Below are 26,965 nucleotides of genomic sequence, written 5' to 3' on the forward strand. Positions count from 1 at the left end.
TTTGCTCTAAGTTCGCTTTATAAACACAACAGTCCAGACAAACCGCGTGCCTGTCAGGAGATTAAACGACTGCTGACGCGCTCCTGGCTCGCCTGGGTCGCCATGCCCCAGTCAAGCATATTACGGTGCTCGACCGGATCATACACGGTGTAACCGGCAACATGGTTAAGGATACGTGCCGCGCGCCAGCAGGCCAGGCTCAGTTGCGGCTCGGCAATCCCATGCGAGGCGATCCCGGCATTGACCATATAGATCCGGTTGTGCGGCGCGCCCTGCCAGTCGACACAGAAATCCGCCGACAAGATTGGCCGGCCATGTTCATCCCAGGATATCTGATCCTGCAGATCGCGCAGACAATGCGGCACGATGCGCTTAAATCCGGTACACATGATCACCACATCGGCGCTGATCTCACGGGTTTCTCCGGTCAGGCCGTGGGCGAGAGTGATGTGGTAACCGTCTTCATCCTGACGCATCGCCACCAGCGACTGGTTCGGGCAAATGTTCCACCAGTTAGGCTTACGCAATACATACTTATCGTGATACAGACGCTGGTAAATGCCTTGCAGACAGTCGCTGGTGATGCCGTCACTGGTCAGCTTCTGGCGTGCCACCTCGCGCTGTTTAGTGGCCTGATCAAGCTGATAGAAATCGTTAACATAGTCCGGCATGAAGTACTGGTCGGTAAAACAGGCTTCATCCAGCACTTCAATATTGGCGCGGCGTGAAATCCAGTTCAGCTCGCGCGCGTGGCCGAATTCGCCGTCAAACGCATGCTGGAACACGTCCGCACCTGTTTGTCCGCCACCAATAATCGCCACCCGCTTATCGGTCAGCTGCGGATCGCGCAGCGCCAGTTCGCTGGCGTGGAAACAGTGCTTACCGACAAACGGCGTCACACACTCCGGCATACTCGGGGTCAGGCCGGTGCCCATCACCAGATGTCGGGTCAGGTACTGCTGCTGCCCGACTGAGACTTTGAACACGCCGTCGCTCTGTTCAATCGCCGTCACTTCCTGATTAAAGGCAACGTTCGGCAGTTGACTGACCACCCAGCCCAGATAGTCCGAAAACTCAAGACGGCTGATGGTCGTCTGGCCGGAGGCCATAAACGGATAGAATTTACGGTTGGTGACCAGGTAGTTGAGAAAACTGTAACGACTGGTCGGATCCACCGCCGAAACCAGGTCTTTAAGGAATGACGTCTGCATCTTGGCATCATTCAGCAGCAATCCCGGATGCCAGGCGAAATGTGCTTTCTTATCGAGGAACAGCGTCGACAATGACGCTTTCTCCGCCGCCAGTGCCGCAATACTGAGATTGAACGGCCCCAGGCCAACGCCGATCACATCATAGATATGTGCAGACTGGGGTTGAGTATCGTGACCTTTCCTTGTGTGTGTGCCTTGCATGATGAGCTCCTTAAAAAGCGAATTGCTGGAAAAAGCGTTCTCGACCGCACTGGATCAATGCTGAACGTTTGTGTGGAAAATCAAATTCGAACTGAACCTGCATACCCACCCGGGCATTCAGTTTCAGTACGCGCTGGTTGTCGGCACGTGGTTCTCCGACCACAGATTCAGTGCGCGGCTCTTGCTGGAAGCAGTAATGGACAATCGATTTCGCCCAGGTATCAAAGTAAGTACCGCCACGATAGGCAAAGTTGCCCACCAGCATGTGCACACCTTTATCAAACAAGCCGTATTGGTAATGCGGTCCGATGCGGTCTTCTGCCGCCCAGTACACTTCAAGATAACCAAAGGATACGCCGTCAAATTCTGCGATTAAGCCGTAAATATGGTCATCTTGTTTCTGCTTATTGAGATACTGGTGATGCTCCTCCAGGCAGCCCTCCAGTTCCCACATCTGAGCCACCACCGGATGATTGTGCCAGCGATGGAAGGTCGGCAGATCGCGCTCTATCTCAATCACACGGAAAGTGAGCGTGCGTTTGAGGTGATAAAAATAACGCTGGAACACAACGCCGGTCGGGTGCAGCGGGCGCAGCGGATGACGGGAACCATTCACCGCCGTGGTCATAGTGACAGCGCAAGTATCCTGCGCGGCATGCAGCCACAATGGCGAGTGCTCGAGAAATTCGGCTTTACTCAGCAGTTTGCTGCCCTGCGGCCAGCCGGGAATTCGAATCTGCTCCAAACGGGCGGTATAAAACGCATGCTCAATCGCGCTCCACCACAGCATGGCATCGCTGACATCGACACTCTCGCTGTGCAGTTCAGTGACATCATCACCACAGGTACGCAGCGAGAACGCCGCCACGCTGCGGCCATGCTCCAGCAGTTCGAACTGCGCCGCAGCGTCGGTATGCTGTTTTTCAGCAATCGTGATACGGCGCCCGCCCGGCAGCGGTTTGTGCACTCGTGACAGACTATTGTCGCCTGCAGGCCATTGCAGCGGGTTAGCAATATCACAGTAGATGATCGAAGGATCTTTCAGCGTTGCTTCATTGTGCGCTGACAGGAAGCAGAAGAAGTTACGTTTCCAGCGCAGGGTTGGCGATTGCAATACGTACTGATAAAAAGAACTGTCTTTCGGATGCTGTTTGGCCAGCGCATCCAGTTCCAGACGGCACAGTTGCCACAAATCGGCTTCACTGATGATGCCGGACACCGCAATAGATGCGATGGTATTGAGCAGGGTATTACCGATGACGTAATAGGCGTGATAAGGATTGAGTTCATCCCATTCCATAAAATACTGCGGCGCTTCGTTATCAAGCACGTCAGCGAAACGCTCTTTGGCCAGCGTGGTCAGGCCAAATCCCTGACAATCACGCACCGCCACACCGACCGGCATGCCGTGCTCAATTTCCAGCAGCAGATTCTGCTGATGGGCCAGCATCACAATGCCGTAATCGCTGCGCGCCACACACAGTGGCGCCATCACGCGCTGCATAAACGCGCTCATCCAGTGGCGAGCGGCCAGCTCATTGGTGTAACCGTGTTGTGCGGCGTACGCTTTAATCCAGGCGGTGAGACGATTGTCCTTGCCAGCACCGGCATCCTGATTGAGGCTGGCCAGCATATAGAAGCGCTCACCATTAAGCGGCGCTTGCTCATCCTGCGCGGCATAAAACGGGTTATGGCGAAAGCTGACCAGCGGCAAATCCAGCGTCTGGCCATCATCATCCTGCACCGAACACCACATCGGCTCTTGGATAAAACAGGCATGTTCAAAGCGCTGCTGCAGCTCTTCACCCGCTGGGGTGGCCATCAGTTTGCTGAACTGGGTGCCACGCCGTGCTTCCGGCTCGGTCATCAAACGCAGTGAGTTGGTGAGGCGCACCGGCAGCGACACTTTCAGCATCCACGGACAGTGCGGATGGTAAACGGCGCGCGAAGATGACGTCGCGGTCCAGCCGCCACTGCTCAGCTTAAGATCCTGCACCGCATCGGCGGCAAGGTGATATTGTCCTCGGGTACGGCGCCACTCTCTGGCCTGCAGCGGATGCAGCGGCAGCGGCAGCCACTCAGCGCCGGGCAGCGCCGCCACACTCTGACCTGTCTGCTGTTCAAACAGGGCCATCAGCGCCTGCGCCATATCACCACCAACATACTCACCCACCAGGCAAGAACGCTTGACCGCGAACCATTCAATCGCAAACTGAGCGCCAAATTCCGGCAGATAGGCCTCTTGTTCCTGCTCGCTGAGCGGCTCATTGCACTTCGGTGCCGGGTGCATACTGTGCCCCCCGCTCAGGTTCTGCTCTGAAGCAATAAAGCCCTGCACCGCGGCACGCGCGTGCAGCGCGGCATCCGCGCGCTGGACATAACTATCCGAGTCCAGCACACGCTGAACAAACTTAGCCTTATCGCTTGCCGCAACCGAATCAAAATAATGCTCGACAATCTCAGCCATAGCACTGTCAAAATCGACCGGCTGCAGGCCTTGCGGTGTCGATAACAGCAGCTCGCCGCGATAACGGTGCCTGCCCGCCGCCGAAACATAAGCCAGGGGGATCACCAGTTCACGCCCTGCATTCAGAGGTAACCGAACCACCTGCTCTTCTACTCGCGCCGCTCCGGTTTCGAGCAAAAAGCTGTTTAAAAAGTGCTGCATGGTCAAAGCATGAGTCATAAAGTAATCCTTCATCGTTTGTGAGGTTAGTTAAGGCCTGGCCTGTAAAATGTGTGTCCTGAAAAATGTAAAAGTCTCTGTTGGCTACCCACCGCCCTAAATTAGGGATGCACGAAGCCAAAGCTGGTCGTTACTGACAGCCGCACAGGGAGGTAAACAGAGAAAAAGTTGAAAGCTGGCCAGATAAGCCAACGGGGGAACCGACCGGGTCAGGCCGGTTCCGCCATTGAGATCAGCACGAGCGGTTAAGTCGTCATACCAACAACTCCTGCGCTTTGGTAAACGTTAACGGCTTCATGCTGCACACCTTAGAAGGTCGCGCTGTAACTGACCGCCAGAGTCCGGCCCAAACCATTGTGGGAGTAGATCTCCGGTGATGAGCTTGCGCCGTACAGCATCTGTGCACGTTGGCTCCAGATGGTTTCGTAGTCGCGGTCAAACAGGTTCTGAATACCGACGTTAAGGCGGCCTACCGGCAGTGCGTAGTACGCACTCAGGTTTGCCAGGGTGAAACTCTCCAGTTTCTCACCATCTTCATCTTCGTAGCTGATGAAGCTGTTGACGCGCAGTTCAGCGCCATACTGGTAGTTATCAAAACCAAACCAGGCACTGCCTGAGCTCGGGCTGGCCGACGCGGCTTCCAGCTTCTCCCAGCTGCCGTCGACCTTGGTTTCACTTTTCACGTAATGCGCCTGAACACCGGTGTAGAAATCATCGTTGATCTGGTAAACAGTCTGACCTTCGATACCGTAGATACGCTTATCGTCATCTTCAACGCCGACAGCAAAGGTGGTGCGGTCATAAGACACCGTTTTATCTGACAGAGACAGGTAACCGGCGACCTGCACATCCCACGCTCCCTGCGACATACGCCAGCCGAGTTCGTAAGAGTTGGTTTTCACGCCCTGTAAACTTGCGTTGTCGACCGAAGTTGACCCAGACAGAGATCCGTCTAACTGGTACGTGCCCTGGCCAAAGAAGCGAGCCGGATCCGGCACGTCAAAGCCTTGCGAGAAGTTGCCCCATACCTGCATATTGTCAGTAAGGTGATAAACCGACCCTAAATTAAACAACCATTCATCGTAATCAATATCACCACCGGTAATCGCTTCCGGCTGATTTGGCAGCAAGCCTGCATCGTAGGCGTACTGCGCTTCAACACCGACATGGTCACTGATCTCATGTTCCATAATCGCATAACGGAAACCACCGCTGACCGACCAGTCCGGCATCACTTCCCAGTCCACCTGAGAGAACAGCGCATAGTAGTTACTGTCGATATCCGGATAACGCGAAACCGTATCGACCGGATCAAACACCAATCCGCCGGAAGCGAGGGCCTGGTTTGCATCAAAAATAGTCTGGTCCGCTTCAAATGAATCGCGCGAGGCGTCCATACCGTAAGTCAGTTTGACTTGTTCCCAGCGCTTGATTAACGCCAGATTCAGGCCATAAACGGTCGATTTCTGTTCCGATGCGCCGTACAGAGGAATCGTCGCTCCGCCAATCCGTCCGGTTGAAGGGTACGGGAAGTAACGCAGCGATTCAGTACGAAAATATGCCTGTGCCAGAAGTTGCTGCCCCAGCACATCATCGTGGCTGTATTGAGCATTCAGCATGACACGTTCAGTATTCGGCTGCTTGTCGAGTTGTAAACCTTTACGGGTTTCTACCACCGATGGGTCAGTAATACCCGTCAGGTTCGGACCGAGATACGTCGCATAATCCGAGTCCTGCTCACTGTTGTAATACTGCGCCGTTACCGACAGCTTCTGGTGATCGTCCGGCGTGAATTCGACATTACCCATCACATCAATGGTTTCATTAAACTGCAGGTCTGTCTGAGTAATATCCGGGCGAATCATTTCACCGTGAGAATCGTAAGCCCCACCGTTTTTTGAATACGCCACAGACGCACGACCACGTAAGGTATCGGTACCGCCGGACAGCGCCACCGCAACATTTTTATTGAGGTCATTGCTGTCATTAAAGCCGGTCTGGCCACCCACTTTGGTTTCAACCGTCAGGTCATTGCCGGTCGCTTTCTTGGTGATGATGTTGATGATACCGCCAGCCGCACCCGCGCCGTAAATAGACGTGGCACCTGACAGCACTTCCACCCGGGCAATGTTGAACGGGTCGATGCTGTCGAGCTGACGGCTGATGTTACGAGTTGAGTTAAGAGACACACCGTCAATCATCACCAGTGCCGAACGGCCACGCAGGTTTTGCGAATAGTTGGTACGAGCGTTACTCCCGAAATCAAACCCCGGGATCAGCTCGCCCAGCGCATTCTTCAGATCAGCACCTGAATTGAGAGCACGCTCAAGTTTTTCCTGATCAACGACCCACATCGTTGAAGCCACATCTGCGATGGCTGTTTCCGAACGGCTGCCGGTGACCACGATAGTATCCGGTGATGCTGCCTGACTGACACTGGCAAAGATCATTAAAGCGATCGGGCTTAACTTCGCCACACATCGAGTGGTATTTTTCATAATGTTAGATATCCATTCTTCTAATTAGATTGCATAAAGGAACAAGTGCCGGACTCAGTGTTTTTCCTGAGTTTTAGCACGGTGAAGAGCAATAACAGGACCAGGGCAGAAATAAGCACGGATAAGCTCCATTGCTGATGTAAAAACAGCGAAGCCAACCCGGTTCCGACCATGTGTCCGGTTGTGTGAGAGCGCGTCAGATAGCCACTGCTTTTGGCTTGCCGGGCAGGTTCAGATTCCCGCTCCAACAAACGACTGGTATACCAGGCCGGTAAACCAGCGACAGCTAATAACAACCCCACCACTGCGAAAAACAAGCCCCACCAGTTCGCACCGCCTGTCACCAGTATTATCCAGCCAATAACGAGAGAGAGGAGTAAAACGGGCAACAATGCAGAGGAATAACTGCGACTTATTTTCGGGATCACGCGCAGTTGATAGACCACCAGCAGCACACTGGTCGCCAACATCATCAGCGCGTAAACTTTAGAACCTTCTTCACCCTCATAGCCGTGCGAGGTGATAAACTGCAGCACATAAAGCTGAAATACCGCAACAAATCCGGTCGTCAGTAATGCAGCGCTGTAAACCACGCGTGCGTAACCGCTTTGTCCCCGGGCTTTTGTCTCCTCTGACGGACGTGCAAGTTGCGCAGACTGGCCAGAGGCATGACATTGACCCGGCAGGGCCATGAAGAGCACAGGCACCACCAGGACAATCGGGACCAACAAGATGACCGGAATCGATACCGGCAACAGAACCAACGCTGGTCCGGCCAGGCGACCGATAGTCAAACCACCACTCAATGCCGACAGCGCACCGGGGGTCGCTTTGCCCTGCGCGGCAAGTTGCGCCTGGCTAAGCGGCAAAAACGCGCTGCTGAATCCACCAATCGCAAAACGGCACACGCCAATCAGCCAGATGTTGCCTGGCGCCAGCAGCAACAGACAGATAAAACTCAGGTTAGCCACTATGTAGCCGCAAGATGCCAGACGAATCGCTCGGCCGAATCCCAGCTTTTCAGCCACTCCGCCCCACCAACCGGCTCCCAGCCAGTAGCTGACCAAATTCATGTTCACCATCGCGACCAGCAAGCCAACCGAAGCTGCGGAATCACTCTGACCGACCCACTCAATCAAGGTGGGGATTGCGGACAGCAGTACAGTTTGGTTGATACCAAGTGATATCAAAGCCAGGGTTAAAACAGGCATCATGGAACGCAAACTTAAATCTAAATGATAATAGTTACTATTATGATTGCCTGATATGTAAAGATATGTCAATAATAACGTAAAGGTATGTCAGCGGTTTTGTAGCAACAGCACACAGTGCAACGTTAAAAAACCGTTGAATATGTCATTGATTCAATCCACTAACGACACGGAATTGCCCCTAATGAATAAGCAATACTGGCTTTCAGCCAACCAGCATCTTTGCGCTAAAATCATCACCGAATTGCACTATGAGGAGCGGCTTCAGCCCAGAACTGCAGGCGCAGGTTGGGTGCTTGCCACCGCCGATCGTGAGTGGCGCTTTAAGGCTGGCGTGACGGTGTGGGGCATGCTGAATATTGATGAGGCTTCACTGCATTGCTCGGACCTTCGCGAGCCACTCGCTGCGCAGCTACTGCTCGATGTCCAGGCCGATCTGGAAATCAACGATATCAATCTGGCCAATTTGTTAGAAGAAGTGCAGCAAACCCTGTACAGCGATATGCAGCGCTTAGCTCAGTTGCAGCACGTGACCGCGAGTGACATGGCGCAAATGCCTGAAACGCTGCGTCAGCGTTATATCGACTCTCATCCGAAAGCGATTGCCAACAAAGGGCGCCTTGGCTGGGGAGCCGACGATCTGCAGCGCTACGCGCCCGAATCCGGATCGGCATTCAAACTGCGCTGGCTGGCGGTGAGAAAATCCTTGTGTCAGTCTGGTATTGCGGCCGGGCTGGAGTATCAGCAGTTACTGGAAAATGTGCTTGAAGCGGAGACTCTGCGCGCATTACAGCACTCGCTTGGCAAGCAAGCGCAAAATTTCTGGCTGATTGCCGTTCATCCGTGGCAATACCAACGTTTTCTGACCGGACAATACGCCGGCCTGTTTGCTGATGGGGATCTGATTGATTTGGGCGAACATGGCCCGGACTGGCTGGCACAACAGTCGATTCGCACCCTGAGCGCAGAAGATACAGCCGTCCAGTACGACGCTAAAACCGCGCTGAGTATTCTCAATACCTCCAGTTATCGCGGTATTCCGGGCAAGTTTATCGTTCAGGGACCAGAGCTTTCTGCCTGGCTGGCCAAAACCGCCGCCAGCGATCCAACCCTTGCTCAGCACGGATTGAAAGTGCAGCAGGAAGTGGCCGGATTCTACTGTGCTCACCCGTTTCAGGCGCAGATCAAACAAGGTCCGTATCGCTATGATGAAATGCTGGGCTGCATCTGGCGTGAGCGGGCCGAAGCCGTAGTCGGCGCCAGTCAGCGCCCGATGACCATGGCGGCGTTAATGCAAACCGATCAAAACGGTACACCGCTTATCGGCGCACTCATTGACGCTTCAGAACTCAGCGCCAAAGCCTGGCTGGCGAAACTGTTTAACCATGTGGTGGTACCGCTCTACCATCTGATGTGTAAATACGGCGTTGCGCTGGTGGCTCATGGCCAGAACATCACCCTGATCCTGGAAAACAATCAGCCGGCCGGCTGCATTATCAAGGACTTTCACGGTGACCTGCGCCTGGTCGATCAAGCCTATCCCGAGCTGGAAAGTCTTAACGCCGATATCCGTAATACCCTGACCCGCTTGCCGCCTAAATACCTGGTGCATGACCTGCTGACCGGCCATTTTGTTACCGTGCTACGTTTTATCTCACCGCATCTGATTGGCCTTGGCGTTACTGAACAGGAGTTTTATCAACTGCTGCGTCAGACACTGACCGACTATCAGCAACAACATCCGGATTTAGCCGAACGTTACGCTCAGTTCGACCTGCTATCGCCGACCATCGATAAAATCTGTATCAACCGGGTGCGCTTCCGCATCGGTTATGGCGACAGCAATGAGCGACCTCTGCCGGATATCGGCCAACCGATACCTAACCCGCTTAACCCTTAGAGCGGTCTAAAACACAACGGGCCATTTCTGCGCAGGAAATGGCCCGTCAATACATCGGACATGAAGCAACGAATTTTCTTCAGGCAAAAAAAAGTCATCTCCGAGGTATAGGACTTAACTACCCCGAGATGACACGTTTCCGTATATACGGAACAACTCGTATATTAATAGGTTTGCAGTGGATTAATATTAATATGGGAGAAGAACTCCCCAACTTTGTTGACGAGAAAGGAAAAACTAGGCGGACAAGCGCTTAGGCACATCATCCACAGCCGCCGCTCAACGCCACGACTGACTATTCGGTTTCACTCTCATTTATCGCATTTACATTGCTGTACATATTCCGTCGCGCGGGTTTCAAACTGTCTTAACACCCGGGTGGCGCATTCAATGTCTTCAGCAGAGACATCGGCCATCAGCTCCTGACGTAACTCATCGGCGACTTTAACCAGTTTTTGTGCTAATTCCGTACCCCGAGGTAATACATGCAGCGTTTTTACCCGGCGATCACCGGCCACTTCACATCGTTCCAGCCACTGCTCTTCTGCAGCCTGGTCCAGCAAACGCACCAGTGCGCCTGGGTTAATCCCCAGCTCCTCGGCCAGCAATTTCTGGTTAATGCCGTTCGGATGTCGGTACACCAGCACCATTAGCATCGCCAGAGACATCGAAATATCGTATTCAGCGATCACTTCCGAGACGGCCCGTTGCCAAGCTCTTTTTACTGGCTGAAGGCTGTTGGTCAGCTCACATAAAAGCAACGCTTTGTCTGGCATTTTTTCTTCCTAGAGCCCGTAAAGTTTGTGTAACTGCGATTCGGAGTACAGCATAATAAAATATACTTGCTTAAGCAATTATTTTTTAGGCAACTATATCTTAGGCAATGATATTGACTAAGCTGATAATTTTGTACGGCCAGCGATGAAGGTTAATCAGTCGCCCGCATAACTGCGCCGAATCAACCTGGAACCAGGTTAAAATATTCACCTCAGACATCAGCCATATTTGTGAAAGCAATCATACGCAGCAGCGTGTGCTCACTGATATGATACCGGTTACATTACAAGTACAAATCTATCGAGGTCTTAATGTTAAAACCGTTTCTGTCAGTCGCTATTTCTGCCCTCTGCGCCACACCGGCCTTCGCTGCCTGGCAAGCTGAAAACTACGACGATGGCCAGTTTACCCTTCCATACCAGCTCTACACTCCGCAGCAACATGGCCAGCTGCCGCTGATCATTCATCTGCACGGCAGCGGTGAAGCCGGGACTGATAATCAGGCGCAGATGTATCAGGGCACCAACTGGGGCCCGCAATATTTCGCCAGCGCGGAAAATCAGTCCATTCAAGCCGCTTACGTGCTCGCACCGCAAACTCCGGGGCCGATGCGCTGGGCAAGCACAACGTTAGCCCCCTATAACTATAAGAAAACGCCATCGACCGAGTCTATGACCGCTCTGCTCCACCTGGTGGATAGACTTCTGGTTGAAAATCCCGATATCGATCCGGCACGCGTCTACATCACCGGATTATCAAGAGGTGGTCAGGGCGTGTGGAACGCGATGATGCAGCGCCCGGAGTTGTTTGCTGCCGCACTGCCTATCGCTGGCAGCGCCGACCCAAAGCAGGCCAAAACCATCAAACATATTCCGACCTGGGTATTTCATGGCAGTGCTGACGAAGTCACTAATGTGGATTATTCGCGCCAGATGGTCGATGCTATCATTCGATCAGGCGGCTCCACCTCAACCATTCGCTACAGCGAAATCGAAGATGGTGGCCACTCGGCATCCTGGGTCACTGCTTACGGTAATAGTGACGTCTATCGTTGGCTGATGAAACATCATAAACAGTAACTCACCGCGGCTTTACCACAGATACGAACAGCGGGAGGCTCACCCCGCTGTTCTGCGTTTTCACCCGAGACAAATACCCTTACAACAAGTGTTTCCTTACTGTCATAAAAGCCAGTCCTATCTATACTCATTAGTAGTTCAAACACCGGTAAGCCCAAGAGGCCCAAACCGGGTATCCTTTGCTGGCATACAACAATAATCAACAGCAATGCGAACTTGAGGAGCACTTATGTACAAAGTTAAAGACGAGGGATATACACCACTGTTTTTAGCTGGCCTGTTTGTCGCCGTAATGCTTTATGAATTACTGGTGCAGGACGGCAGCGCATGGCTGTGGATTCCGACCCTACTGCTGGCGGGCGTAACGGCCTCACTGACCTACGTGGTGCACTGGCATCGCCAACATCAGGGGGGTGGAGAATGATCCTGCTTATCAGTGCCATCGGGCTGGTAGCCGGTCTAATCGCCCTCTACGCCGACATGATCCTGGTCTGGCTCGATTCGGTGATTTGACCTATTCATCCTGAACATCATAAGACAAACCCCGGCTACTAAACCGGGGTTATATTCGCTTGACTGAAATGATTATGATATGAGTAACGCACCTTCTACTTAAGCACGCAGCCCTGCGGCATTCATAAAGCTTTTCAGCAACAGAGAGACCACAAACAAGGCCGCCACACTGCCACTCCAGATAACCACCAGCCACATGACCTTTTTCCACCATGGACCCGGTGTTTTTTCAGTCGTGTTCATCGTGTCACCCCCCACGCGTTAATGGTAGTTCTCGCCTGGTTTCACTTTGCCGCGGAAGACGTAATAGCTCCACGAGGTGTAAACCAGAATGACCGGAATAATCAACAAGCCTCCGACCAGCATAAAGCCCTGACTTTGCGGTGGTGACGCAGCCTGCCAGATACTGATCGCCGGCGGAATAATATTCGGCCACAGGCTGATACCCAGCCCGGTAAAACCCAGGAACATCAGCAGCAAGGTCAGCATGAAAGGCAGATAGTGAGCATGATTATAGACCGAACGTATCAACCACCAAGAGCAGAGCACGACCAGAATCGGCACCGGCGCAAACCACAGAATCTGCGGCCAGGTAAACCAGCGCGCGGCGATGTCACTGTGCATCAGCGGTGTCCAGATACTGACAATAACAATCGCGGCGAGCATCACGTAGGTCAACGGCACAGCAAGTTCACACATACGCTTATGCAGGTCACCTTCGCTTTTGAGAATAAGCCAGGTACAGCCCAGCAACGCGTAAGCAACCAATAGTCCGAAGCCACAAAACAGCGGGAATGGTGCCAGCCAGATCAACGACGGGCCGCTGTAGGTTCGCCCGGTGACTTCCAGCCCGTTGATGATAGTGCCGAGCACGACGCCCTGGCTGAACGTCGCAACAATCGACCCACCGATAAACGCTTTATCCCAAAAGGCACGGTGCTCAGGAATGGCTTTAAATCGGAACTCAAATGCCACCCCGCGGAAGATAAGACCAATCAACATGATCGTCAGGGGGATAGCCAGCGCATCAGCTATCACCGCATAAGCAAGCGGGAATGCGCCGTACAAGGCTGCGCCACCAAGCACCAGCCAGGTTTCGTTCCCATCCCACACTGGCGCGACCGTGTTAACCATAACGTCACGATGCGTTTCATCTTTATTGAACGGGAACAGGATGCCTATCCCCAAATCAAAGCCATCCATCAAAATGTACATCAGGGTCGAGAAAACAATAATCACAAACCAGATAATCGAGAGATCAATACCCATGTTATTTCCCCCCTTCCGGACCATCAATTCTGTCACGCACCGCCGACAACGGCCGTGCTGGCGTGTGTGAGATATCCGGCTCATCATGATGAACATCACCTTCTTCCGGCCCGATTTTAATCAGTTTCATCAGATAGACGTACCCAACACCAAACACCGAGGTGTACACCACAATAAACGCCAACAAGGTGAACGACATGTGTAACTCAGAATGCAGTGAGACCGCATCGCGGGTGCGCTGCAAGCCATACACAACCCACGGCTGACGGCCAATTTCAGTGGTAAACCAGCCAGCCAGAATCGCAATCAATCCGGATGGCCCCATGTAAAGCGCAAAGCGATGAAACGCCCGGTTTTGATACAGTGTTCCTTTGCGCCGTAACCATAACCCGATAACACCCAGCAGTATCATCAGCATGCCGAGCGCGACCATAATTCTGAACGACCAGAAGATGATGGTAGAATTTGGACGGTCCTCTTTAGGGAAACTTTTCAGCGCCGGAATTTGTTTATCCAGGCTGTGGGTGAGAATTAAGCTGCCAAGATACGGGATCTCAAGCGCGTATTTGGTGCGCTCTTCTTCCATATCCGGAATACCAAACAAAATCAGCGGCGTCGGCTCACCGGGTTCGTTCTCCCAGTGTCCTTCTATCGCAGCGATTTTAGCCGGCTGATGCTCAAGCGTATTCAGGCCATGCGCATCGCCCACCACCGCCTGAATCGGAGCGACAATCAACGCCATCCAGAGCGACATAGAAAACATACGACGAATAGCCGGTGTATCATTACCTTTCAGCAGGTGCCAGGCAGCAGAGGCACCAACAAACAGAGCACTGGACAGGAATGCTGCAATCGTCATGTGAAACAGTCGATACGGGAAAGAAGGGTTAAAAATGATTTCCATCCAGCTTTCCGGGATCACCACTCCATCCTGAATACTAAAGCCCTGTGGCGTGTGCATCCAACTGTTGGAGGACAGGATCCAGAAAGTCGACATCAGCGTGCCCAGTGCCACCATGCAGGTCGCAAAGAAGTGCAAACCTCTGCCGACCCGATTCCAGCCAAACAACATCACACCGAGAAAGCCCGCTTCAAGGAAAAAAGCGGTCAGCACCTCATACGTCAGCAGCGGCCCGGTGACACTACCGGCAAACTCCGAGAACCCGCTCCAGTTGGTGCCGAACTGGTAGGCCATCACCAATCCGGATACCACACCCATACCGAAGTTAACCGCAAAAATCTTCGACCAGAAATGATAAAGCGACAGATACGTTTTATCGTTTGTTTTCAGCCACAGCCCTTCCAGCACGGCCAGGTAGCTGGCCACACCGATGGTAAGTGCAGGAAAAATAATGTGAAACGAAACGGTAAACGCAAACTGTATTCTGGCAAGTTCAAATGCATCCAGTCCAAACATTACCAACCCCTGTATTATTCGAGTTATAACCCTTAAACCCTAATTCAAGACCTCAGGATTTGCCAAAATTAGTAACAAATTTAACAAAGCAATACAGCGCTTTCTGGCTATTTCAGGACCAGAAAATCACACTTACAGAATATTATTCAATAAAGTCATAGTGTTAATCTGCATTTTTGCAAAACTGCTCTGCATATTGGATACGAAGGTTTAGCTGTAAAGGTTCACAGTGAATAACAACTTATTTTGTGTGGGTAATTCGTGATTTAATATAAATTTTAAACTTGGACTGACTCTCTTCTTATTCAGATGATATTTATGTAACCAGTAAGTCACATGAAATATATGATCTTATCTAAACGTGCCTACAAATACTAAAAATACATAATTAAATAGAATATAAAATAAGAGGAGCCGATACTTAAGAATAGTAATTAATCACAAGCTGTTTATCATATTCCCTTAAACAACTCACTTCTATGATGTGCTAGATATGGCTTGTGTTCACGAATGATCCTAAAAGACATATCTTCTCTGAGCCCTATGACTTCTGGCGCTTCAAGATACCCTGAAATTAGCACCTTTCCGTTGTCATCAAATGATATAAAGCCAAGATCAAAAGCTTTGTCCAAGTTGGCTAACAGCAATAACCCGTTGAACTTATCCAGCCTTTCGCGATTATTTGAATCACGCCAAGGCTTAATATGAGATGCAAGCAGAAGTTGAGTATTACGATATCCTGTCACGGCGCAACCACCCCACATTTGAACCAATTGAGATCTGAAGAGACCTTGGCCCATTCTGGTTTTAACCATGATGCTCTTTTCAGTATCCGTTAGTTTTTTGTCCGACATAACCTGGCGAATATCTGCGTTAACGTCGATTTGAGCTAAGTCCGCTAGGAACTTGTGATAGTGAGTTAACGCAGCACTATACATCCCCTTACCCTTTCGATCCGTCAGCTTAAAAACTTCTAACTGTCTGACTTTCTCTTCATACTGGGTAAATCTCCGGTAGGATGTGATGTCGGTTAATGGCTCACAGATTTGGTACGTATCCATTAGCCAATTGGAAATTGAACCACGAATCGCTCCGAGATAGTTTTTAGCGGTTTTCTCCGACTTACCAATATCCATAAGCCACTGATAATATAATGCAGCTAAATCAGTAAGGTTTGAAACCAGCGCTTCTTTAAGTTCGTTGCTGATGATAAAGCTCTTCATATCTTCAAAAAGCTCATCGTCTAAGTAGGCATACGCGATCGCTTTTGAAGAATAGCGACGAATAGTCGTTTCGTCATAGCCAGCGTGATAGGCAAGGTGCCAGAACCCCTCGCTTCTCAGATGGAAGAATGGATTCTCTGGCGTATTCTTATCTTTACCCTGAGCAAAGCTGTTGAAGTGTTCTGTGAATCTGTCTTTTAAAGGCTGATTCAGTTCAATTTTGTTTGAAGCGATATGTCCCACTTGGATGAGATCCATGACCGCAAGTAGCATGCATACTTTATGAGGGCTCTTCTTACCACCAGCAATATTCATGTTCAGCGTACGAAACTTATCGGCATAATATTCGTGTGACATGCTCTAGCCCTCCAAACCTAAGGTTTTCTTCATTACAACGGTTTGCCACATAACCTCTTCTCGGTTAAGGAAATCTTTTTCATCTTCGACATGACAGCAAACCAATCCGAAATCACCCGCTAACTTATCCAACTCCGAGACGGAAACACCAAAAGTCTCACGACCGTCTCTAAATCCACCGTGACGTAATGTGATAACTAGAATTCCATCGTCAACCAGAAGATTAGAAAGCACTTTAATTGCGATGGAACGTTGTTCGATAGGAATATGCATCCAGACAGCGGACAGCATCACTAAGTCATAACGCTTAGCCAGCCCTACTACATGACTTAAATAAGGTAACGAGTCATCTAAACAAGTAACGTCTTCAGAGCAGCTTTGCTGTACAAGATCACGCAGCCTGATTGATGGTTCCACAGCGACAACCGAACAGCCTCTCTCACTCATCCACCTCGCATCTCTTCCAGAACCAGCACCAACATCTAATACCGCTGCTCCCGACTTCGGCCAGTATTGAGACCAAGATTGGTGGACAGATTCAAACGCGAGGGAATTGTATTGCTGAGCTAGATGAGTAGCATTTTCGTCGTAAAAAGAGATAGTTGCGGACATATATCAAACCAAGGAACATAGTACGTAAATCATATATGGCACATTGACACAAGGCGATAAAGTATTAGAAAAGAATGAATAATTGTGACGACAATCGTATCTAAGCACCGGTTGAGCTGGAACTTAGGAACCGAAGTTTCGTGCTTAATAGTGGATAATCACTACGAACTGCCTCCAAGAATTGATCCCAAACTTCGTTAGTATGCATCGTCTGGGAACTCTCTTAGTAAAGTAGCCTGCAGCGATGATTTGGTATGCTTTAATGACTTTGTTGCAGCGAAGTCATTGCCGAACTCTTCACGCGATGAGACTGTAATAATTTGTTCAACAATTTCTTCAAATTCTAATTTCATCTAGCTAATACCTTAAATTCGAAGCTTGTGATTTATAGTTTTCAAGAAAATCACTGATACTGACGACTTGCCAACCAACGTTATTCGCGTCTTCAATATCATTCGGTGATATCGCAATCCCAAAACGATGTTTGGGCCATGCAAGTTCAATTTTCGCTGCAATATCTCCTAAGCTATCTTCAACATAAAAGTTAACTTCTGGTAGCTTAAGAGTCGCTTTACGGCAAGCGTGCAAAATACCATGTACACCAGGGTCCGCATAATCAAACAACTCTTTCCATTCACCTAAATTGTCAAGAATTCCCTGTTCTTTTCTCAGTTGGTTAATTAACTGCCTTTCTGAGTGACTCACTAACATGTGTTGATGCATAGGCTGCTTACTGTGGCAGTCAATGCAAAGAGCTTTTAAGTTAGACGGTTTGTTATCAGATTTAACACCATTAATATGATGCACATGGAGTAAACTTCTATGAGTGCGTAAATTAACTTTGCACTGCTCACACTCAAAGTTCTTTTCTACTCGATAATGAGAAGATATTTTAGCCCAATCGCTGGTGTAGTTTGTTTTTGCAGCCTCAGCTTTTCTCGATGGCATATGTGGAAAGAAAGAACTATAAGTAGCAAAAAATTCTTCCATATCAAATTGGTCAAAAACCTCAGTTCGGCTTGCGCCAGTGGAATATCCTTTATAATTAAGCTGTCCTAAGCAGAACTTACATATTTTTAGCTTTGCTATTCCTTCCTCTAAATGACCACCAAAATATGAACTACCAGATATAGGAAAGTCGCCAGAGGTATCGTTTATCACGACATATCGCTCGAAACGGCCTTCTGCTCGCATTGATTTCAACTTGGTGCAGTCAGCAACATGAAATCTATTTCCAGTTTCCGGACTGTGAACTGCAGACTGCACCGCTGAACCATGATCTTTTATATAGAGAAGAACCTGACGCCCTTTATAGCTAAGTAGGCCAGAATCAACGTCAACATCCTTCAGTTCAACGTCTTTACCTTCTGCTAACTCAAGATCTAGCTTTTCTATAATCTTTTCAGTTAACTCGAGGTGGAACTGTCCCTTTTCTTCCGGCTCCATTAAGTCAATGGCCTGCATCAGAGATTGAAATGAAATACCTAACTTCATTGTCCACCCAGAATTTTTCTGATTTGCTCCTCAGCATTCGTAACCACTCTGAATGAAACTCGCCTTGAACGTTTTTCATCTTCTGTACCATCTTCCTTTAAAACGGTCTTTGAAGATGAGTAACCAACGGCTGCAACATTACTTTTTACCCAGCTGTAATGTTCATCACGAACCTCGTTTAAGCTCATCAAATAACTTAATACCGTCCTGGTTCGCGCCTGAGACAAACTCATATTGTTAAAATACGCCTCATAGTTAGATGAATCATGGTTCCACCGACTGGACGTATGCCCCTCTATTTTTATTTCTTGAAGAGATGGTTTGAATTGATCGAGAACACCGAGATATCTGGGGAAAAAATCATTCAATATTGATTTGAACTGCTCCGTTAAACTTGCTTTGCCATTAGCAAAAAGAACATCGGGTGCAGTGAAGTTTAAACTTAGAGTACTTCTATCGATTTCAGCCCCCCACTTTTCTAAATCAGCAGAGAACTCATCCAACAAAGCGATATATATAGCTTGCTGTGTTTTCTCATAAGTCACAGCAACTTCTTTAATCTTATCTCGTTCATTCATCGCATCTCTCATCAATGCTACTGATATAAACAGAAACACCATCATGAGACCAGCCATGAGATCAGAGACAGACATCCAATGCTCACCACCTTCGCCTGTACGGTGGCTTCTACCAAATATCTTTTCCATGATTAAACCGCCATGCGAGCTGAAACAACGTTATTCATCTCACGTACAAGTTTCTGGTAGTCTTTTGTGAATTGTTGAGTAACCGTCGCAAGGGCTTCACCCATCTCGCTGACTACACGGTTAATTTCTTGCTGCATCTGATAGTCAAGTACTTCAACTTGCTTTTCGACCCCGTTACCTGTTTTGCGTACGGCTTCAGTAATCTGGTCTTCCAAACTATCAAACGTTCTTTGAACCGCTTTAGCTTGCACTTGGAATACTTCTTCTAGAGTAGTCTCTAATCGGTCATGCAAACGAGTAATCGCAGTGATTGTTTCAGTTTGAATATCTTTAGTACTGCTTAACAATTCACTATTCGCTGCTTTCAGAACATTGCCGGTTTCTTTTGCATCATCCTTAATATCTGCAACCAAAACTCGCAACTGTGCATTAAGCTCAGAAATAGAATCTTCTAGATGCTGTCGAATACTTTCGGTTGTTGATGTCAGGTGATTTGTGACATTGCTCAAACCACCGGTAGCAGTACCGACTTGATCCTGAATCTCTGAAGAGGCTTCAGCGAGCTTTCCACTTAAAGAATGTGAGCTTTCAATAAGCTGATTTGATACTCTTTCTGCTCCACCTTCGATATTAGTTCTTAATTTTTCTACGCTTTGATTCGCTGTATCGCTAAAGTGTTCAATGACTTTCTGTGATTCTGCCAACATTGAATCATAATGATTTGAAGCAGCCTTTACTGATTCGCTTATAACGCTTATCGTATTATCAACATGCTCACGAATTTGAGGCATAGCCTCCACAGCTTTATCTCTCAGATCCTTGAACGCTTCCAGTCGGTGTTCGAGTTCCGTAACTTGACCATGCCCTAACTCCATAACTTGATGAAGTTTTTCCATAGTGACAGGAATAGATTCAGCTCTTTCATTTATACTGGCTAAAGACTTTTCTGTAGAGGAAATAGCGTCAACACCGAGCTGGTATTTTATAGCCATATCTTCCAACTGATAACGGTAATTTTCTTGCCAATCAACAAGCTTTTTCACCGACTCATCAAGACGTTTAAAGTTCTCGCCAAATTGCTCAGTCAACTTGTCATTGAACTCTACAATTACTTCTTTCAGTGCATTTATAACCTGCTCAGTAGCAGATTTAGACAAAAGATTACCAAATTCATCCATCTTTTCCCACAAGTGACTTTGGAATTTTTCTCGCTGATTGGATGCCGCATCCCAATGATTATTAAAAGATTTATTGCCATCATTAATATCAATTCTTAAATTCTTAATTTGTGATGTCAAAGAGGAATCTTCATCACCTTTTATCGCCGCTAGCAATTCATTAGATGATTTCAATTGAGCAGACATCACAGAGTAAATTTCATCTGGCCCGACACCTTGAGCTATCTGCTCGTCCGGTTTCGGCAATAAACCCAGAATAGCCTTATAACAAATAGACCCAGCCATCCCGACTAAACTCGTGAGGAAAGCTGTTTTCAATCCAGCAAGAAGAGACTCAATACTTCCATCAATATCGGAAGGATTAAAGTTCATCAATCCAACCACAATGCCAGCAAACGTCCCCAAAATCCCCAGTGATGTAAGTAAGTTAGTAGTACTCGCTGTGAATCCTTTTGCTTTGCCTTGATAAGCAAAAAAAACAGAAGCGATTAGAAGAAAAAGTATTAGGTATATAAATGCATTGGAAATACTTTCTGCAGTGAAAGTTGCAATTAATGATGCTAGAAAACTTGTCATATAGCCAACCGAGATAGGTTTATATTCTTATATGTCAAGTATTATAACGAGATATTGGAAGCAGGCCAAAGATTTATAAACCTATAAAACCTGAAAATACATGAACTCTTAGAAAGAACAAAAGAATCATTACTCAAAATCACGCTCATTAAATATGATAAAATTCCAAAATTAATACCATAACACAAATAACTTACTTAAATTATCGAAAAATGCAGAATAAAAAAACACTAAACAATGACACTAAACTTTGAACAAACTTCTCGCCTATACACCCTACGTAACCAGCTTATCCATGGCGGAGCTACTTACTTGAGTTCGGCAAATAGGCAGCAGCTCAAAGACTGCTGCTGTATTCTAGAAAAACTGGTTCCGAGTATTATTGAAATCATGATGGATTCAGCAGACCAGGTTTGGGGAGAAGCTGTTTATCCGCTTATCAACCAGAAATAGCTCTGAAGGCCGTTAAAGGCCTTATTAATCACTACAGTTACATAGTGATGAAAGAGACTAACTCGTAACGGACTCATCAACCTGTGGGATAAACCCTGCGTTGATGATTTCAACCATACATTTGGGAGTTAGAACCGTAACATTCAAATCACCGCATATCTCTGTTCGAGCTCTATAACCATCTGGGCGCCATTCGTGCAGCTCATTTTCCCAAACGAGCCAAGGCTTTCCTTCTAGCTCTATAAACACTCCATCAGGTAAATTCGCAAGCTTATCGGTATACGTAACTTTTTTACCTCCTCTTACAGCTCTATCTTGATGAAGGATTTTATCTATTTCATCCACTTTCAACTCACTTAGCTGAGCTGCATTCCACGCTTGTTTAAACTCATCAAATCTTTGCCTTCTGCACGTGGTGCAAGGTCTATGCCCTGCCGACAACCCGGTGGCCTCATCAAGAAAAAACAGTTCGGAGTAGCTATTTGGGCTAAAAACCTCACGCCTACACTCTTTATAACTCAGTTCACAAAGCACCCAATTCTTATGCTTCCAAGGGCGTATAATTTCTTTCTTTTCATTATGAAGAATCCCTCTATTCCCAAGCCACGAACCTCGAGCATTATCAGTCAGTAGTTCACCACTTGGACTTACTCTATTTTGCAATGGCATCATCGGCTCCTTAACTAAATTTGTTTAATTCGCTAGGTATTATCGATGCTACTTATCGTCTTCCGGTATAAATAGCTCATTGATAATAGAAATATAACGCTCAGCCACAGTGCCAACCTCACGGTATGCCATCTCAAGAATCATAGACACTTGCTCATTGTTCTCTAGAGGTACGTAGTTTTTCTCGTCCATATAAGCTTCAATTGCCGCAATCTTGTCATCACTCCCCTCTAGGAATTCACGAAAGTCTTTGCTTGCCTTTGCGCTGTTGCATTCTTTGCAGCTCGGGACCAAGTTACCAAGCCGATGCTCTCCTAGATAAACCTTATTGATGGGAATTGCATGTTCTATAACCAGTTCCTTCACCTCACCACAATACGCACACTGATGATTAAAGTAAGCTTTGGTTGCAAACCAGTCTTCTTCAGAAAACTGCTCTGTTCCAAGGTTACTAAGGATATTTCGCACTAATAGGTTTTGAGCATTGCCTATCGCATTACCGCGGTAACGGCTATTGGCTCTTGGGGTAGCTGATAAGGGTCTACGAGAGGGTATTGTTCTAAATTCAAGTAACTCATTCTCCAACTGAGGTTGATCATAGTCGATACCGATTCGCTGTAAATACTTAGCAAAGTAAACAGCGTCTTTTTCAAACCACTGGCTACATGCGCGAACAGTTTGACCACGCACCAAATAGACTTTTGTCCAGTATCGTTTAGATAAGTCCGAAGGAAGATTGCTGACTGGAACCAAAAGAGGAAAGTTGAGGTTAAAGGTACGCTTTGTGTAATCAGCATCACAAAGACACTCGAACTCGTTGTGACTTTTTTGCTCGCAATACTCCAGTATCTTGGGTAGAAGTGTCTGTACTAACTTTCCAATTTTCATAGTTGGTCCACTTATTCTCAAACTGACGATATCAATAAGTATATGCACGGGCTACTTAGTAAAGAGCAGCCTGTGTTGAGAAAATTGAATCTCATAACCACTTAGTGGAAGGGTATCAGAGAGACCAAATTCGTGAATACTACCGTCAGTGTCACGGGTGAGCTTGAGGACGTCCCTATAGGCCCCTGTAGCGTCTAAATCGGCCTTAACGTGCTCATACCATCGCTCAGCGATAATCGCACATTCGATAGCATTCAGCTCGATATCAGACGAGCCTAACACCTTCAGCTTAGCTAACTCAATCTGCTTTTGAGCTTCTTCAAGATAAGCGGGAAACAGACGCTTGGCATCTTTGAGGTTTTTGGTGCGTAGTGATGTTTTGAACTCGGTCTTACCTATGGTGTCCCGTAACTCTTTCGGAACGCCCCTTCTGAAGAAGTGGACCCCAGTTCTAGGATGTTTGTGAGGTGATGATGCCCATTTGTACCTACCCTTTGTACCACTAGGTAGCCACGCCAGAAACGAGAAAACCCCAGCATTTCTGCTGGGGTTTTGAATGTGGCGGTGAGTGAGAGATTCGAACTCTCGATACGTTGCCGTATACACACTTTCCAGGCGTGCTCCTTCAGCCACTCGGACAACTCACCGGTGCGTTAACCTCATCGGCTAACGAGGCGCTAATTTAATGATTATGCTGGGAATGGTCAAGTGCAAAACCAAAAAAAATCGCCCCTAGTGGTTTGTTTGTCTACTAATTGTCTGATTCGTGCAATTAAACGACGATTACACACTCTGATAGTAGCCAGGCACGCGAAACCAGCGGCGGCACAGATCGAGGAAGTGTCCGTACAACACACCCATACCGCATGAAATGGCCGCGTTACTCGCCACCGCCGTGATGATTTGGTCAGTCGATGCGCCCACTGTATAAAGAATCGCGGCATATACCGGGGACTGAAACAGCACGTAAGCCACCAGGTCCGCGATATTCTTCATAACGCTACCCTCAGACAGCCTTCTCCCCTGACGCAGGAAAAAGTCGCGAAACACACCATAGGGCCATGCAATCGCGATATTGACCGGAATGGATAAGGTGCGTGAAGCCAGGGATTGCTCAAAACTCATCCCGGAAACAAAAATTTCGATGATCATGCCGGCTACAAAGCAAAACACCACCATAGCGAAAGTGTCCGCCGCCGCGTGCCTGATACAAAAAGGACCACGTGCTTTCATTTACATCCTCAAATAAAACATAAAACTATAAAATTGCGACTTTTGTAAAACATATTACTGGATATTGTTTTCATCCCAGTTTATGGCGCTATTAAATCACAACAATAATAGTTTTAGGTTCCGTTTTTAAATTCGAATGGTAAATAAACTACCAAAAAGAAAGCACGAAGTAGCATCTAACGCTGATTTTACAAGCGTTTAACAAGCAATCGTTTATCTAAATGCCGGTTATGTAATTTAATTACAAAAATCCGTCAGCAGTACGGTCAGAACGTCCAGTTCTTTGGCTGGAGGCAGGCGTTTCCGACACAGGTGAGAAAGCAAAGACTGTATACTCTGCGACAGAGAATGATTGTCAGGCAGTCCCAGTGACTGCTGCAAGTTGTGCAGTATGCTGACGGCTTCTTCGGTCGAACGGTTATCCAGCGCGATATAGAGCTGAACCAGCAGCTCTTCAGTGTTCCCAGAGAAGGTCGGTAAACTGGCACCAGAGCGGAACTGATACAGTTTGTTGGTGAATCGGTACAGCGCATCATCCAGCTCGTTCTCATCGATAGGCTTAGCGATAATGGCATCCGCACCGGCATTAAGCATCTGCTCACGGGTTTCACGAAACACATCAGCGGTGCAACCAAAGATGAGCACACCAGACTGCCGGACATTAAGACGCCGGATACCATCAATGGCGGAAATGCCATCTTTGACCGGCATATGGTTATCCATTAACACCAAATCGAAGCAGCGCTCCTGCACCGCTTTGATCGCCAGAGCGCCATTATCCACACAGGTGCAGTCGAAACCTTTGTTCTTCATAAAGGCTTCGAGAATGATGCTGTTGGTGCGGTTGTCTTCAACGATCAGCACGCTCAACCCGGTGCAGTGAATATGGCGTGAGGGCTTATCTGCCGAGACTTGAGGCTCTGCCTTATCCACGGCGACCCGGACGATAAAATTACTGCCGATACCGACTTCGCTGATAACGCTGACGCTGCCTCCCAATACCTCGGCGATTTGTTTAACGATGGCCAGACCAAGTCCGGTGCCGCCAAAGCGCCGGGTGGTGGAAGACTCTTCCTGTTCAAACGGCTTGAAGATTTTGTCCTGCGCCTCTTTGGCAATCCCGATCCCGGTGTCACGAATTTGCATACTCAGATAGAGCTGTTCATGCTGCTGCTCTTCAGTAAACGTCACTTCGACCAGGCCGCGATGGGTAAATTTCACGGCATTGTTGAGGAGGTTAAACAGAATCTGGCGCAGGCGGGCTTTATCCGAGTAATACCAGCGATTGTCTTCTATATGGTTATAGACTTTGAACTGTAGCCCTTTTTCGTTACACAGGGTCGAATAAACACTGGTGATACTGCCTATGATCGATTCCAGTGAAAAGGCGCTGTAATCGAGCTCGAGGCGCCCCTGCTCGATTTTTTGAGAAATCCAGAATTTCGTTCAGCAGCGTCATCATGTGCTCGCCTGATTCATACAAGCTTTTCATTTGCTGGCGCTGGCGAGGTTGCAGATCGCCTTTTAGCAGGATCTGTGCGGTGCCCAGTACTCCGTTCATTGGCGTACGGATTTCATGAGAGAGCGTGGCGAGAAAGGCACTTTTCGCCTGCGTTGAAGCCTGGGCCTTGATTCGCTCTGCCTCGAGATACACGGTTTTCTGGTTAAATGTATCGATCAGATAGCGAATCTCGTCCTGACTGTTGTAGTTCACCTCTATGATTCCCCCCTCGCGGGATTCATCGACCTGGCGCGCAATCACCACCACCGGGTTAATCAGGTAGCGATTGATCAGGTAATAGCCCAGCATGACGCACAACAACAACAACGGGATCAGCCCCTGCTCTACCCGGGTGACCAGTTCAAACACTTGATCCTTAATTAATCTATCGGCATTGACCACATCGAGATGCCAATCATATTCACTGAATGGGTAGTGGGTGATATAAGCATCTTCACGTAAGCGAAAATTATGCTCGGTGATAATCGAGCCCATCGCATCGCGCAGCCTGACTCCCAGACCATACTCTTCTGTCTGCGCTTTGATGAAATCCGTAAAGCCTTCCAGGGAAATATCAACCGTTGCGACTCCGGCAGATTCGCCCTGTACGTAATAAGGCATGGAAGCGGTGATCATCGGCACCTGGGTGTAAGCGTCGACATAGACTGGTGACCAAACAACCTTGCCGGGACGTTTATCGACTGCGGACAAATACCAGTCTTCCCCGCTATAACCGCCAGCGGCGGGGTTATTCCAGGAAATGAGCTGATCGACCTGGCCGTCCACCGCTTTGTTAAAAAACAGGCTGGCAAATTCCTTATTGGTAGAAACAGTGCCCGCTTTTGGCCAGATTCCACCGCTAATCACAACCCCGTCCAGCACTTCAAACAGAGAGCGCAGCATACGTCCCTGCTCACTTTGATCCCGCCCGCTCTGGCCAATACTGACAATACTCTGCAGTACACCGAGCGAGCTCTCGAGTGGCTGGCGAATCTCCGTCGCCAGCATCTGGGTTCGTAAATCAAAATTTTGTTGCGCCTGTTGGCGCAGCGGCGCTTCCACAACCCAATACGTTACCGAGCCGGCGGTGACCAGAAAGAGAAACAGGTACACCGCCAGCGCTATCATACTTTTGCGTTTGAGTGAGGAGTGAATTTGCATAACTGTTTGAATTATTTCCGTTTGAGGCTGGCATCCTGCAACCAGTATAGTGAAAAACTGCCTCAGTTATACCAGGCTGGATCTGAATTCGTGACTAAAGCAGTGCTTACTTGTCCTGCCGTTCGTCGCCGCAAGGCCAAACTCACTCGCG

The 26,965-nt window shown here is 48.5% G+C and carries 21 protein-coding genes, 1 tRNA gene and 1 pseudogene; 3 read left to right on the forward strand and 20 right to left on the reverse strand.

Annotated features, from left to right (window positions below; genetic code table 11):
• Nucleotides 1–53 precede the first annotated feature (53 nt).
• The 4 genes from KNV97_RS12545 to KNV97_RS12560 form a co-directional block, all read right to left on the reverse strand.
• On the reverse strand, nt 54–1,412 hold the full coding sequence (locus KNV97_RS12545; protein ID WP_218563258.1) for a lysine N(6)-hydroxylase/L-ornithine N(5)-oxygenase family protein: 1,359 nt from the start codon (nt 1,410–1,412) through the stop codon (nt 54–56).
• 10 nt (nt 1,413–1,422) lie between these two features.
• On the reverse strand, nt 1,423–4,098 hold the full coding sequence (locus KNV97_RS12550) for a GNAT family N-acetyltransferase (RefSeq protein WP_218563259.1): 2,676 nt from the start codon (nt 4,096–4,098) through the stop codon (nt 1,423–1,425).
• Between the two features lie 308 nt (nt 4,099–4,406).
• Complete coding sequence (locus KNV97_RS12555) at nt 4,407–6,596, reverse strand: TonB-dependent receptor (RefSeq protein WP_218563260.1); 2,190 nt, start codon at nt 6,594–6,596, stop codon at nt 4,407–4,409.
• Nucleotides 6,597–6,616: 20 nt separating this feature from the next.
• A complete protein-coding gene (locus tag KNV97_RS12560) occupies nt 6,617–7,810 on the reverse strand; it encodes an MFS transporter (RefSeq protein WP_218563261.1) in 1,194 nt (397 codons plus the stop codon).
• A 181-nt stretch (nt 7,811–7,991) separates the two neighbouring features.
• On the opposite strand from KNV97_RS12560, the gene KNV97_RS12565 reads away from it, so the two are divergent.
• The gene (locus KNV97_RS12565; protein ID WP_218563262.1) at nt 7,992–9,707 is read left to right on the forward strand and encodes an IucA/IucC family protein; all 1,716 of its coding nucleotides are present in this window, start codon (nt 7,992–7,994) and stop codon (nt 9,705–9,707) included.
• A gap of 311 nt (nt 9,708–10,018) precedes the next feature.
• Here KNV97_RS12565 and KNV97_RS12570 read toward each other — a convergent pair whose 3' ends face one another.
• Complete coding sequence (locus tag KNV97_RS12570) at nt 10,019–10,483, reverse strand: MarR family winged helix-turn-helix transcriptional regulator (RefSeq protein WP_218563263.1); 465 nt, start codon at nt 10,481–10,483, stop codon at nt 10,019–10,021.
• Nucleotides 10,484–10,795: 312 nt separating this feature from the next.
• Between KNV97_RS12570 and KNV97_RS12575 the strand changes: the two genes are divergently transcribed.
• Together KNV97_RS12575 and KNV97_RS12580 are read left to right on the forward strand one after the other, a co-directional pair.
• Nucleotides 10,796–11,563: a carboxylesterase family protein gene (locus KNV97_RS12575; protein ID WP_218563264.1), complete on the forward strand. Its 768-nt coding sequence runs from the start codon at nt 10,796–10,798 to the stop codon at nt 11,561–11,563.
• Between the two features lie 229 nt (nt 11,564–11,792).
• A complete protein-coding gene (locus KNV97_RS12580; RefSeq protein ID WP_218563265.1) occupies nt 11,793–11,987 on the forward strand; it encodes a hypothetical protein in 195 nt (64 codons plus the stop codon).
• A 188-nt stretch (nt 11,988–12,175) separates the two neighbouring features.
• Here the strand turns inward: KNV97_RS12580 and KNV97_RS12585 are convergent, their stop codons facing one another.
• From KNV97_RS12585 to KNV97_RS12650, 15 genes and pseudogenes are all read right to left on the reverse strand, one after another.
• The gene (locus KNV97_RS12585) at nt 12,176–12,319 is read right to left on the reverse strand and encodes a DUF2474 domain-containing protein (protein WP_136484160.1); all 144 of its coding nucleotides are present in this window, start codon (nt 12,317–12,319) and stop codon (nt 12,176–12,178) included.
• 18 nt (nt 12,320–12,337) lie between these two features.
• Nucleotides 12,338–13,345, reverse strand: coding sequence for a cytochrome d ubiquinol oxidase subunit II (gene cydB / locus KNV97_RS12590; protein WP_136484161.1), 1,008 nt, complete (start codon nt 13,343–13,345; stop codon nt 12,338–12,340).
• 1 nt (nt 13,346) lies between these two features.
• Nucleotides 13,347–14,762 (reverse strand): cytochrome ubiquinol oxidase subunit I, encoded by a 1,416-nt coding sequence (locus KNV97_RS12595; RefSeq protein ID WP_218563266.1) that lies wholly within the window; start codon nt 14,760–14,762, stop codon nt 13,347–13,349.
• Between the two features lie 452 nt (nt 14,763–15,214).
• Entirely contained in the window at nt 15,215–16,342 is a 1,128-nt protein-coding gene (locus KNV97_RS12600; protein ID WP_218563267.1) for an HNH endonuclease, read from the reverse strand.
• A gap of 3 nt (nt 16,343–16,345) precedes the next feature.
• A complete protein-coding gene (locus KNV97_RS12605) occupies nt 16,346–16,954 on the reverse strand; it encodes a class I SAM-dependent methyltransferase (protein ID WP_218563268.1) in 609 nt (202 codons plus the stop codon).
• A 197-nt stretch (nt 16,955–17,151) separates the two neighbouring features.
• The gene (locus KNV97_RS12610) at nt 17,152–17,307 is read right to left on the reverse strand and encodes a hypothetical protein (protein WP_218563269.1); all 156 of its coding nucleotides are present in this window, start codon (nt 17,305–17,307) and stop codon (nt 17,152–17,154) included.
• Nucleotides 17,308–17,311: 4 nt separating this feature from the next.
• Nucleotides 17,312–18,448 carry an HNH endonuclease gene (locus tag KNV97_RS12615; RefSeq protein ID WP_218563270.1) on the reverse strand — a complete coding sequence of 379 codons (1,137 nt, stop codon included), beginning with the start codon at nt 18,446–18,448 and terminating at the stop codon, nt 17,312–17,314.
• Complete coding sequence (locus tag KNV97_RS12620) at nt 18,445–19,155, reverse strand: OmpA family protein (RefSeq protein ID WP_218563271.1); 711 nt, start codon at nt 19,153–19,155, stop codon at nt 18,445–18,447. The genes KNV97_RS12615 and KNV97_RS12620 overlap by 4 nt, the downstream gene beginning before the upstream one ends.
• 2 nt (nt 19,156–19,157) lie before the next feature.
• The gene (locus KNV97_RS12625) at nt 19,158–20,909 is read right to left on the reverse strand and encodes a hypothetical protein (RefSeq protein ID WP_218563272.1); all 1,752 of its coding nucleotides are present in this window, start codon (nt 20,907–20,909) and stop codon (nt 19,158–19,160) included.
• Nucleotides 20,910–21,419: 510 nt separating this feature from the next.
• Nucleotides 21,420–22,034, reverse strand: a complete 615-nt coding sequence (locus tag KNV97_RS12630; RefSeq protein WP_256612979.1) for a hypothetical protein — start codon at nt 22,032–22,034, stop codon at nt 21,420–21,422.
• Nucleotides 22,035–22,079: 45 nt separating this feature from the next.
• Nucleotides 22,080–22,919 carry an HNH endonuclease gene (locus tag KNV97_RS12635; protein ID WP_218563273.1) on the reverse strand — a complete coding sequence of 280 codons (840 nt, stop codon included), beginning with the start codon at nt 22,917–22,919 and terminating at the stop codon, nt 22,080–22,082.
• 51 nt (nt 22,920–22,970) lie between these two features.
• Complete coding sequence (locus tag KNV97_RS22155) at nt 22,971–23,525, reverse strand: DUF6538 domain-containing protein (RefSeq protein ID WP_322972744.1); 555 nt, start codon at nt 23,523–23,525, stop codon at nt 22,971–22,973.
• A tRNA-Ser gene (locus KNV97_RS12640) sits at nt 23,479–23,566 on the reverse strand. Before KNV97_RS12640 ends, KNV97_RS22155 begins: the two co-directional genes overlap by 47 nt.
• Nucleotides 23,567–23,702: 136 nt before the next feature.
• Nucleotides 23,703–24,152 carry an L-alanine exporter AlaE gene (locus KNV97_RS12645; RefSeq protein WP_218563274.1) on the reverse strand — a complete coding sequence of 150 codons (450 nt, stop codon included), beginning with the start codon at nt 24,150–24,152 and terminating at the stop codon, nt 23,703–23,705.
• A gap of 237 nt (nt 24,153–24,389) precedes the next feature.
• Nucleotides 24,390–26,814: pseudogene (locus KNV97_RS12650) on the reverse strand (ATP-binding protein).
• Between the last annotated feature and the right edge of the window lie 151 nt (nt 26,815–26,965).

Origin of the sequence: Vibrio ostreae (assembly GCF_019226825.1) — a bacterium.
Classification (GTDB): Bacteria; Pseudomonadota; Gammaproteobacteria; order Enterobacterales; family Vibrionaceae; genus Vibrio; species Vibrio ostreae.